This is a genomic window from Streptomyces sp. KR55, assembly GCF_052245645.1.
GTDB lineage: Bacteria > Actinomycetota > Actinomycetes > Streptomycetales > Streptomycetaceae > Streptomyces > Streptomyces flavusporus.
The window spans coordinates 1-8,957 of record NZ_JBQQCE010000404.1 but is presented as its reverse complement, the minus strand read 5'-3'; the positions used below and the strand labels follow the sequence as shown (position 1 = coordinate 8,957).

The 8,957-nt window shown below is 70.2% G+C and carries 11 protein-coding genes; 5 read left to right on the top strand and 6 right to left on the bottom strand.

What is annotated here, in order from left to right:
- The first annotated feature begins 169 nt into the window (after positions 1-169).
- Both ACTWQJ_RS39465 and ACTWQJ_RS39460 read left to right on the top strand, forming a co-directional pair.
- Positions 170-418, top strand: a complete 249-nt coding sequence (locus tag ACTWQJ_RS39465) for a hypothetical protein (RefSeq protein ID WP_443311252.1) — start codon at positions 170-172, stop codon at positions 416-418.
- A gap of 393 nt (positions 419-811) precedes the next feature.
- Entirely contained in the window at positions 812-1,264 is a 453-nt protein-coding gene (locus ACTWQJ_RS39460) for an iron chaperone (RefSeq protein ID WP_443311251.1), read from the top strand.
- Between the two features lie 107 nt (positions 1,265-1,371).
- Here the strand turns inward: ACTWQJ_RS39460 and ACTWQJ_RS39455 are convergent, their stop codons facing one another.
- On the bottom strand, positions 1,372-4,167 hold the full coding sequence (locus ACTWQJ_RS39455) for an ATP-binding protein (protein ID WP_443311250.1): 2,796 nt from the start codon (positions 4,165-4,167) through the stop codon (positions 1,372-1,374).
- A gap of 136 nt (positions 4,168-4,303) precedes the next feature.
- On the opposite strand from ACTWQJ_RS39455, the gene ACTWQJ_RS39450 reads away from it, so the two are divergent.
- Both ACTWQJ_RS39450 and ACTWQJ_RS39445 read left to right on the top strand, forming a co-directional pair.
- A complete protein-coding gene (locus ACTWQJ_RS39450) occupies positions 4,304-4,660 on the top strand; it encodes a VOC family protein (RefSeq protein ID WP_443311249.1) in 357 nt (118 codons plus the stop codon).
- Positions 4,657-5,109 (top strand): pyridoxamine 5'-phosphate oxidase family protein, encoded by a 453-nt coding sequence (locus tag ACTWQJ_RS39445; RefSeq protein WP_443311248.1) that lies wholly within the window; start codon positions 4,657-4,659, stop codon positions 5,107-5,109. The genes ACTWQJ_RS39450 and ACTWQJ_RS39445 overlap by 4 nt, the downstream gene beginning before the upstream one ends.
- A 187-nt stretch (positions 5,110-5,296) precedes the next feature.
- Here the strand turns inward: ACTWQJ_RS39445 and ACTWQJ_RS39440 are convergent, their stop codons facing one another.
- The 4 genes from ACTWQJ_RS39440 to ACTWQJ_RS39425 form a co-directional block, all read right to left on the bottom strand.
- Entirely contained in the window at positions 5,297-5,674 is a 378-nt protein-coding gene (locus ACTWQJ_RS39440; RefSeq protein ID WP_443311247.1) for a PIN domain-containing protein, read from the bottom strand.
- Positions 5,671-5,934 carry a hypothetical protein gene (locus ACTWQJ_RS39435; RefSeq protein ID WP_443311246.1) on the bottom strand — a complete coding sequence of 88 codons (264 nt, stop codon included), beginning with the start codon at positions 5,932-5,934 and terminating at the stop codon, positions 5,671-5,673. Before ACTWQJ_RS39435 ends, ACTWQJ_RS39440 begins: the two co-directional genes overlap by 4 nt.
- A gap of 400 nt (positions 5,935-6,334) precedes the next feature.
- Positions 6,335-6,745, bottom strand: coding sequence for a DUF6463 family protein (locus tag ACTWQJ_RS39430; RefSeq protein ID WP_443311245.1), 411 nt, complete (start codon positions 6,743-6,745; stop codon positions 6,335-6,337).
- A 56-nt stretch (positions 6,746-6,801) separates the two neighbouring features.
- Positions 6,802-7,221, bottom strand: coding sequence for a DUF3995 domain-containing protein (locus ACTWQJ_RS39425; protein ID WP_443311244.1), 420 nt, complete (start codon positions 7,219-7,221; stop codon positions 6,802-6,804).
- Positions 7,222-7,308: 87 nt separating this feature from the next.
- On the opposite strand from ACTWQJ_RS39425, the gene ACTWQJ_RS39420 reads away from it, so the two are divergent.
- Complete coding sequence (locus ACTWQJ_RS39420) at positions 7,309-7,905, top strand: TetR/AcrR family transcriptional regulator (protein WP_443311243.1); 597 nt, start codon at positions 7,309-7,311, stop codon at positions 7,903-7,905.
- A 197-nt stretch (positions 7,906-8,102) separates the two neighbouring features.
- On the opposite strand, the gene ACTWQJ_RS39415 is transcribed toward ACTWQJ_RS39420, so the two are convergent.
- A complete protein-coding gene (locus ACTWQJ_RS39415; protein ID WP_443311242.1) occupies positions 8,103-8,360 on the bottom strand; it encodes a hypothetical protein in 258 nt (85 codons plus the stop codon).
- Positions 8,361-8,957 lie beyond the last annotated feature (597 nt).

Here is an 8,957-nt window from a genome sequence, read left to right as displayed (position 1 = left end):
GGCGATACGCCTGTGGCGCGGACATGTGTCGCGCCACAGGCGATCGCGACAGGCAACTTTGCGGCCTGGTCGGCTTTGGACCGGTTGTGGCTGCGGATCGTCGAGGTCGTTGGCGTACGCCTGCCGCTCGGTAGCGGTCCAGGTGTAGGCGCCGGAGTCCCAGGCTTCGGTGAGCACCGGGCCGGACCTCGGCCGCTTCCACAGCGGAGCGTTCGACCTGGCACGCGTCGCCGGCGTCCCCATCGTGCCCGTGGCGATCACCGGTACGGCGGGCGTCCTGGCCAAGAACGCCCGGCGCTGCCACCGTGCCCCGGTGCGACTGGAGTTCGCAGAGCCCCAGCACCTCGTCGGACCGGAGCAAGCCCGGGACCGCATAGCGCAGATGCTGCGGCACATCGACCCACCACCTCCCCACTGACGCCCTCACAACCAGTCCACACCGGCAGACCGGAGCAGCGGGAGCAGTACGGCGAGCAGCGCCAGGAGCAGCGCGTGCAGGGGCTCCGGACGAAGAAGACCCGCTGCCGCCGGCCATCAGCAGTGGACGGTACGAGCGGAGGTCAGAGGCGCTGAGCAAGCGTCTCGCAGTAGGTCTGTCCTTCGACCCGGTATTTGTCACTGTGTCGTAGCTATGCGAGCTGGCTCCGTACACAACCAGCCGGGCACAGGGCCGACACCGACGCGGTATCCGTGGTGGTTTCCGTGGTCAGCACGGAAGCGGCCCGCACCTTGGCCGGAGAGGATGTGATCACAGCGATCAGGCCCGACAAGACACATCGGCCGACCGTGACACACGACTACAGGGGCGACCATGACCAGCACCGAAAGCAGCACGTACGAGGGATTCACGGCCGAGGAGCGGGCCGCGATGAAGGACCACGCACAAGAGATGAAGAAGGCCGCGCGCCGCAGCTCGCGCGCGGACAAGGCGGCGCAGGCGGAGCAGGACGTGCTCGCGAAGATCGCCGAGATGCAGGACTCGGACCGGATCATGGCCGAGCGCGTCCATGCCGTCATCACGGCCAGCGCCCCGGTCCTCGCGCCGAAGCTCTGGTACGGGATGCCCGCCTACACGCTGGACGGCAAGGTCGTCTGCTTCTTCCAGAGCGAGGCGAAGTTCAAGGCGCGCTACGCGACGCTCGGGTTCAGCGACCAGGCGAAGCTGGACGAGGGCGCGATGTGGGCCGCCGGTTTCGCCCTGACCGAGGTGACGCCCGAGGTGGAGGCGCGGATCGCCGCACTCGTGAAGCAGGCGGTGAGCTGAGGCGCGTTCCCGGTGAACGGTAGGGTGCGCCAGGTGAGCGGGGTGAGATCGGCTCCGCTGACGCCCCAGCCCGCGCTGCTCGCCGTACCGGGCGCCTTGTGCTGCGGCTACCCGACGGCCACGGGCGTGAGGCCAAGGCCGGCGAGTGCCGCCGTGCCGTCGGCGCCATGGCCGTTCCCGGCGAGCAGCAGCGTGCGCGCCGACTGGTAGCGGCAGCCCGCCGCGTCGAATGCCGCTGCGGCGGCGAGCTGTCGCGGCAGGTCTCCGTCCAGCAATGCCTCCGCCCGGTCCAGCTGGGCGGTGGCGATCGGGTTGCCGGCGACCACGCTCCGGGCGGCGTCGACCCGGTCCCGGGCATCCGGGTGCCCGGCGAGCACCGACGCCTCCGCCCGGAGTGCCACGTACCAGTGCAGCCAGACCCAGCAGACCCACTTCCACACCTGATCCGGCTCCGGCGCCAGCCGCTCCAGGGCCGCGTCCGCGTCCCCGTGATGGAGCAGAACCATGGCGTCGAAGACCGCACCGTAGCCAAGACGGTGCTGCACTGCGGTGTCCGCCTGGTCGACGATCGCGAGCCAGGTCGCCCGGGCATCGTGGTCGCCGCGCAGGCCGTGGATCATGGCGACCGACGCGGCTGCGGCGCCGAGGGAGAGCGACCGCTGGCGGCCACTCTGCTCCCACGCGTCGAGGAATCTCGAGCTGCGGGTGAGTACCTCGTCGGCATGGCCGGCGAACGCCTCCGCGACCAGGAGCCAGGACGTGGCGTGGTGCCCCGCCTCGGCCAGCAGCGGATGGTCGGCGAGCTGCCTGCCCCACCGGCGGGCCTGCGGCAGCTCCCCCACCCCGAGGGCGTTTCCGGCGGCCATAGCCAGGGCGTCCATCCACTCGTGCGTACTGGCCGGGGTGCGCGGTACCGAAGCGAGGATGTCGATCCGGCGCCGGGCGGCAGCCGCGACGGCGAAGGACTCTCCGGCCCAGCTCCTGGCGCCGGAGAGCGCGTCGAGGGCGGCCGATTCGGCCACCGGGTCACCCGCCCGCCGGGCGAGCTCGACGGCCCGTTCGGCACATCCCACCGTCTCCTGCGCGGTGTTGTCCGCATCCCCCTGGAGCGCGCCGAAAGCATCCGCGATCACTGCCGCCTCGGCCAGCGCGACAGCCGCCTCGGCAGCCGGGTCGTCGTCGCCGGACAGCTCTCGTGCCTCCGCGAGCATGGCGGTCACCTCGTCCACGGGGGGAATCCGCGTGAACGAAGTGGAGAAGCGGTACGCGACGGTGGCGGCTTCGGCCAGGTCACGGCCGGCACCGGTGGTGTCGCCGGCTCGCCGGGCGGCCTGTGCGGCGGCGCGGTGCAGGCGGAACATGTCCTCGCCGAGCCTGCGACACCCGGCCACCCCGGCGGCCTCCCGCAGCGCGGCGGCAGCGTCAGCGTCACCGGCGAGCGCGGCCGCCTGCTCGAACCGCTGCTGGGCCTCGCCGAGCAGGTTGCGGGTGAAGGTCAGTTCGGCCAGGGACAGGGCGAGGCGGTGGGCGGGTACCCGCTGCTCCGGCTGGTCGGCGGCCCAGGCGAGGGCGGCCCGGAGGTCCTCCGCCACCGCGTCGAACCGGGCGCGCCAGTCCGTGCCGTCAGCTCCCGTCAGAGCGGTCGCGCCGGCCAGGCACCAATCCATATGGCGGGACCGGACATCGGTCAGCTCAACGGCGTCGGCAAGGTGCTCCATCCCGTACTGGCGAATGGTCTCCAGCGGCTGATACCGGGTGCCGGTCGCGGACTGTGTCACGGCGAGCAGGCTCTGTTCGGCGAGCCTGCCGAGCCCATCGGCAACCGCAGCCGGATCCAGCGGGGCGAACCCGGCCACCTCGGCCGCCGCCTCCGCGGTGAACGGCACGACGAACACCGACACCCGCCGCAGCAGCGCCCGATCCTGCGGCTGAAGCAGGTCGTGGCTCCAGTCCAGCACTGCCCGCACCGACCGGTGCCTGCCGTCGGCGCGAGGGCCGCCGGCCAGGATCCGCAACTGGTCGGAGAGGCCGGCCGCAAGGCCGTCGAGGCCGAGCGTGGGCCACCGCGCCGCTGCAAGCTCGATCGCCAGCGCCATGCCGTCGAGCCGTTCGCACAGGGCCGCGACCTCGTGGCGTACCGCCGGATCCGGCGACCGGCCGACCGCCGCCGCGCGCTCCATGAACAAGGCCACCGCATCCGAATCACCGCCGCCCACCCGCGACAGCGGCGGGACCAGGAAGACCCACTCGAACGGCACCATCAGCCGGGCCCGGCTCGTCGCGAGCACCCGCAACCGCGGACAGGCCAGCAGCAGCCGCTCCACGAACGGCGCCACCCCGTCACGTACTTGCTCGCAGTTGTCCAGCACCAGCAGCGCCTCGCGGTCCGCCAGCGCGGCCACGACCGCGTCGTCGATGCCGCAACCAGGTTGCTCGCCCACGCCCACGGCCGCCGCGACCGCCGCCCCTACCCGCCCCGGATCGGTAACCGGGACCAGGTCGACGAACCACACCCCGTCAGCGAAGTCGCCGGCCACCTCCGCCGCCACCGCCAGCGCGAGCCGCGTCTTTCCCACCCCACCCGGACCGACCGCGGTCACCTGCCGGTGTGCCTTGACCGCGTCGGCCAACTCCCCACGCTCCCGCACCCGGCCGACGAATGCCGTCAGCGGCGCCGGGAGGGCGGGCGCCGGGTGCGGCTGCCGGGCGCGGGCGAGTTCGGCCGAGCGCCGGGACAACGCCCGCCGATCCGGCAGCTCCAGCTTGCGCAGCAACGACGAGACGTGCGACTCGACCGTGCGTACCGAGATGAACAACCGCGCGGCGATCTCCGCGTTGCTGAGGTGCTCCCCGAGCAGCGCGAGCACGTCGGCTTCCCGAGCCGAGATCACTGGACTGGACACCGACTCATTATCCGTGGCGGTTTCCGTGGTCAGCACGGAGGTGGACCGCATCCCGGTGGAGCGAGGCTGTGACCACAGCGATCAGCCCCGACAAGACGCACCGGGACGATCGACCCACGACCAACTAGGAGTGACCATGACCGGTTCCGTCACCCAGGGAATCAGGACCGTGCTGCATCCCGTGTCCGACCTGGCGACGGCCAAGGCGGTGTACGCCGCCCTGCTCGGCGTCCCGCCGCAGACCGACGAGCCCTACTATGTCGGCTTCGAGGCCGAGGGCCAGCACATCGGGCTGCTGCCGGGCGGTGGACCGCAGGGCCTTACCTCGTCGCTGGCCTACTGGCACGTGCCGGACATCGAGGCGAAGCTGGCCGAGGTGACCGCCGCGGGCGCCACCGTGAAAGAGCCCGTGCACGACGTCGGTGGCGGCCGCCTGGCGGCCACCCTCGTCGACCCCGACGGCAACCTCCTCGGCCTGCTGCAAGACCGATGAGCGCCGAACCCCGCCCCCGCGCCCAACGCCGCCGCGACACCGAGCACCGGCTCACCCACGACGTCGACATATGGGTGGCCAGTGCCTCACCGGACGGCGCACCGTACCTGGTACCCCTGTCCTTCGACTGGGACGGCGAGGCACTGCTGGTGGCCACCCCGGCCGGCAGCCTGACCGGCCGGAACCTGGCCGACACCCGGACCACCCGGCTGGCGCTGGGCCACACCCGCGACGTCGCCATGATCGAGGGCGAGGTCGAGGTCCTCGAGATCGACGCGCTGCCGCAGCAGCAGGGTGACCGGTTCGCCGCACGCACCGGCTTCGACCCGCGCGCGCTGGCCACGCCATACCGCTGGTTCCGCATCACCCCGCGCCGCATCCAGGCCTGGCGCGAAGAGAACGAACTGCGCGACCGCGAGCTGATGCGCGACGGCCGTTGGCTGGTCTGACCCTCCGGCTGGGCGCACCGCCCGGCCGGGCGTGCAGCGGAGTGTCCACAACCAGGCTGCTCCTTCCCCGGCGGTACACCACCGAGCAGCTTCGCACGAAGCCCACGCAGCGGCGGACCTGTGCCTTGTGCGGGTCGGCGCCTGGCTGAAGTGCCCCGGGACGGCGGCGCCTTCTGCCCGGCACCGTCTATGGGCTTGTGGGGTTCAGCGGGGTGACTCCCGTGCCGAGGTACAGGTCGGGATCCAGGGACAGCAGCGTGGCATCGTCGCCGGCCAGCCGATGCACAAGCACCGAAGCTGCAGGGTGCAGGATCCGCCAGTCCACCTGCCGCCACGTCCCGGCCACCAGGGCGTGGGCACGCGTGAAGTCGGCAACGGTGGTGAATCGGCGGCCCAGGATGTGCTGGCCTGCGCCGGCTTTCTCGCGCTCGGCGACCACGGCGGACAGAGCCGGGATCACGATCTCGGCGTAGCCGTAGCTGGCCTCGACGTACAAGCCGTTGAGGAACTCGTCGCCCTCGGCGAGGGCCTGGATGCAGGTATGGTCGAGCAGGACGCGGATCACGCGGCGTCGTGCTCCTGCCCGAGACGCTGCAGGAAGTCACGAGCCCGGGCACGCGCGCCGTCCGAGACGGTCACGCCGGTCGTCCGCCGGATCTCGTCCAGGGCCTGCTGCGCACGCTGTTCCCTCTCCTCCTCGGTCAGCTCACGCGTCACGAGCTCCTCCAGGAGATCGTTCATCGTGGTGCCGCGCTCACTGGCCAGCGTCCGCAGACGATCACGTACGGCTTTGGTCGTCTTGATACTGGTGTCCTGCTCACCCATACACTCATTCTACCGCCGGTAGAAGCGCTGTGGGCAGGGATCCTCGCAGCCAGTGTTTGGCGCCTTCGCCAACACCTACCGCACCCCCGCGGGCCCGCACCACGACCTCAGCGCGGCCCGACAGGCCGTCGCGACTGGTCTCGACGTCGACGACACGCCGGAGTTGTTGTATCGGGACTGGCCCCGGATCGAGCATGCGGCCGGGACCGGCAGAGGCTGCACACCGCCATCACCCGCGTCCAACAGGTCAATCCGGCGTTGGACTGCTCACTGGAGACGGAGACCGAGCAGCTCATCAACGAACTGCTCAACGACTCGGGCACGGCGGTGCGCAAGGTGGGTCCGCGATTCCGTGAGCAATTCCAGTGATCACGAGCACTGTTCGAGCATCTCCGGGTGATCACGGGCACCGGTCACGGTCGGTCGTTGCCGACAGGGGTGTCCGACGGCTCTCCCCCGAGCTGTCCCGCCGGGCCGCGATCAGGGCCAGCACCCCGAGCACGATCAGTCCGGGCGCACCGGACAGGGGATAGAGAATCTGCAGCGGCACACCGATGGCGAGCAGATACCAGCCCAGTTGTGCCGGGAGCCTGCCGGTGTCACGGGCGATACGTCCGCTGAGGGTGCCCAGGGCTAGGAGGCCGAATCCCGCGAGGAAGAACCACATCTCGTACTCGCGCTGCGGCTTTCCGGGGACGGCGTTCCAGAATCCGTCGCGGGCCACGTCATCGTAGGTGCTGGAGGCGATCAGGGCGACCGCGAAGTGTACTGCGGTCAGTGCGATCACGAGTCGGGGAATCAACCGGGTCATTGTCAACTTCCTCGATTCTTAAGGTCCTTGAGTCTCCTGATTGCGTGGCGCCGGTCTTAGCGGCGAGGGGCGCGAGTGGAGACAGCGACGTATGCCGTCAGCCCCCCGAGCGCCAGACACAGCGGGGAGTACAACGCCAGGTCCCAGCGGGTGAAATCGGTCGGCCGGCTGGTCAGGCCGGAGGAAACCAGACCAGCCGCACCTCGCAGCAGCAGCACGCCCGCGACGCCCCATACCCCCTGGCGTACCAAACGACGTGGCCGCACCTGCGGGACCAGGTCGGCCCGGGCCGCGGTCACGTAGGCCGCCGCCCCGAGCGCCGCCGCGACGGCGGCCGTCAACTCCGGTGTGGGCAGGTCGGCTTCAGCGACCCCGACAACCGTACGGGCGAACTCGGCACGGTTGGCCAGCGGCCAGGAAGAGAAGGTCCAGATCCCGTGCAGTGCCCCGACCGCGCCGAGGCCGACTGCGGCCACCCCACCAGCGCATTTCGCCAACGTCACGCTGCCCCCAAGTCATTCCGTACACCCCTGTATGGAGCGACCATACAGTACTGTACGGACATGGCAAGAAAGCACCTCACGCCCCCGGACTGGTCGACCGCAGCTCTGCGCGCGATGGCACGAGGCGGAGTCGCCGCAGTGTCGGTCAACGCACTCGCGGGCGAGCTGGGGGCAACCCGGGGCAGCTTCTACTGGCACTTCACGGATCGCGATGCACTGCTGAGGGCCGCGCTCGAGATGTGGGAGCAGGACAACACCACGGCTCTGATCTCAGAGTTGGGCGACGTCCCTGACCCCCGGCAGCGGCTGACGGCCCTGTTCACCACCGCGCTGGGACAGGAAGGCATCACCGGTCTGGAGTCCGCGATCGTCGCCCATGCCGATCACCCCGCCGTCGCCCCGGTCCTGCGCCGGGTCACCGAGCGCCGGATCGCCTACCTCACCGACCTCTACACCGATCTGGGCCTGGCCCCCGCCCCAGCCCGGCGTCAGGCAGTCACCGCCTACGCCGCCTACCTCGGATGGCTCGAACTGCGCCGCTCCGCCTGCGACATCGTGCCCGAAGTCGCCGCCACCGGCACTACCGCCACCGCCGCGCTGGAGCACCTCATCACCGAGCTGGCCCGATCCGCCCTGCACCAGGCAGAGTCGAAGTAAAGCGCGTCACCGCCCCCGATCGCCCGGCCCGCCCACGAGCCGGAAATCGGTCCACACTGACACGGTCCCAACTCGCTTCACTGACCGTGACCACCGACAATGCCGTGACGGCACAGATTCAGCGACGGTCACACCGGCCGCATCCTCGACGGACCGCCATAGCGCGTTCCGCATCGAAGATCACTGCGGGTGGATCCTCAGCAAGAGATCCTGCGCTTGCGCTCGAGCCACACGAACACGAGGCCGGTGACCATGACAAGGTCCGCCAGCATCGACACCGAGTCGGGTGCTCCGAACGGCAACTCGACCAAGTACGTGATCAAACCAGCAATAAATGCGAGGCTCGCCCACATCTCCCGGTTACTCATCTCTTGAACACTCACGGCCCCCTCGGCAGCACAGCCCCCCGGCTGCACGGTCAGGATCACCAACGAGAGCGACGAGTCGAGGGTCATGTGCAGGCCAGTTCAAGCGGAGCGGCGCACTTCTCCTTGATCGCTGCCGTGTAAGTTCGATCACCGTGACTTGCCGCCTGCGGGGGTGTGCCTCCGTGAGCACTTGTCGGGCCCTCTTCGGCCACCTCGGCCTACTGCCGTTCAGCGCCGTTGATGTCAGCTGTCGATGTCAGTCCGGCCGACGACGCACTACAGGTCCGAGACCGGCTCCTGCTCGACTTCGTCCACGGCGTCCGGGCTGAGGCACATCGCCCGGCGGGGGGGCGTACCAGGTCGCTGGGAAGTGGTTCGATACCGCGGACCCGCACGGCCACAAAACCAGTCGGGACGCTGGAGTGGCGAGCCGGGACGGCCACAAGACGCCAGCGGTAGCGAGGAGGTACGTCCTTTGCCGGGCAGTCCCTGGTAGCGAGATGAATCCACCGGTCGTAGTTGGTCAGGTAGGGGCTGACCTCAGCGTTGCAGTAGGGCAGCGAGGTGGCTCGTACGGAGTCACGTCATCCGGATCGAGTTCGGGCCTGGGCGTGTCTGTGGCGCCCTCGTGGATGGCAATCTCGTCGGCGTGCGCCTTCCAACAGCGTTCGCGCAGCAGGGCCA